The organism is Chryseobacterium phosphatilyticum (genome assembly GCF_002899825.2).
GTDB lineage: Bacteria > Bacteroidota > Bacteroidia > Flavobacteriales > Weeksellaceae > Chryseobacterium > Chryseobacterium phosphatilyticum.
Window position 1 is genome coordinate 1 of the sequence record NZ_PPED02000017.1, and the last position, 1,424, is coordinate 1,424.

The window sequence follows — 1,424 nt, forward strand, 5'->3', positions numbered from 1 at the left end:
ATCGCGGCGCGAGCCGGGGCAGAGGTTACGGTGCTTCAGCGGGGCGAGCGGATGCTCCCGCAGTTCGACCCTGATCTCGTCGGCTGGCTCATGGAGGCATTCGATGGAATGGGTGTCGATGTGCGCACTCGGACGGCCGTCACGGCGATCCATCGGGCTGGTGACATCTTCCGGGTCGAGGCATCTTCCGACGCAGGCCAGGAGACCTTCGAGGCCGATCTCGTCGTCCATGCGGCGGGGCGCAGGCCCGCACTCGATAAGCTCGATCTGTCCGCCGCCGAAGTCGCGGTCGAGCACGGTCGGGTCAAGCTGAACGAGTACCTTCAGAGCATCACGAATCCCGCGATCTACGCGGCAGGGGATGCCGCGCTGGTCGGGCCGCCACTTACGCCCGTGTCGAGCCACGATGCGAAGGTGGTCGCCGCCAACCTGCTCGAAGGGAATCACGCGAAGCCGAACTACACGGGTGTGCCGAGTGTCGCGTTCACGTCACCGCCCATCGCAGCAGTTGGCATGTCGGAAGTCGAAGCGAGGGAGAGCGGTCTACGCGTCCGCATCAAGTCCGAGCGCACCTCGGACTGGTTTACGGCGCGGCGCGAAGCCGAACAGGTCTACGGCTACAAGACGATGGTCGAGGAGGAGACCGGGCGCATCCTGGGTGCCCATCTCATCGGTCCGCACGTGGATGAGGTGATCAACGTCTTCGCCTTGGCGATCCGGCATGGGCTGACGGCCGACGATCTGAAATCCACGATGTTCGCCTATCCGACCGGAGCGTCCGACATCGGCTACATGCTCTGAAGATCATCCCGTGTGATCGATCATGTCGAGCACCGGGCATTCGGGAGCCGCTTCACCGGAGCACCGGTCAATGGTCTCGGCCAGGAGCCGTTCGAGCCGGGTGAGATCGGCAATCTTCGCACGCACCCGGTCGAGGTGGTGCGCCGTGATCTCCTGCACCTCGCAGCAGGACGCCTTACCGGGCTGATGCAGTTCGAGGAGCGCCCGAACCTCGTCAGGGGTGAAGCCGAGTTCGCGCCCGCGCCGGATGAAGGCCAGGGTGCGCACGTGCTCGGTGCCGTAGGACCGATGTCCCCCTTCGGTGCGCGGGGGAGCCGAGAGCAGGCCCACCTTCTCGCAGTACCGGATGTTCTCAATGTTGACGCCGGTCAGCCTCGACAACTGCCCGATGGTGATGGCCCCGCTTCGTGCTCCCGTAGTCGCACCCATGAAGATCGTCCTTGCTCCTGTATTTGCTACAGGATGCAGGGTAGCTCCAGATTACGATGGAGACGAGACATGGCGCTTGATCAGGTGCAGCCCGCCGAACTTTCCGCTCACGAGCCCTCCTCGGTTGGCGTCGGCAGCGTAGCGGCTCTCGGCGCGATCACGGGCCTCGGTGCCCTCGCGGCCTCGTCGTGCTG

The 1,424-nt window shown here is 64.9% G+C and carries 2 protein-coding genes; one reads left to right on the forward strand and one right to left on the reverse strand.

Translation table 11 applies throughout. The annotated features are described in order from the left end of the window. The coding region (locus tag C1631_RS25180) for an oxidoreductase dimerization domain-containing protein (RefSeq protein WP_133248965.1) at positions 1 to 801 on the forward strand (801 nt) is incomplete at its 5' end. 3 nt (positions 802 to 804) lie between these two features. Here C1631_RS25180 and C1631_RS25185 read toward each other — a convergent pair. Continuing rightward, entirely contained in the window at positions 805 to 1,230 is a 426-nt protein-coding gene (locus C1631_RS25185) for a MerR family transcriptional regulator (RefSeq protein ID WP_109714467.1), read from the reverse strand. Positions 1,231 to 1,424: the final 194 nt, after the last annotated feature.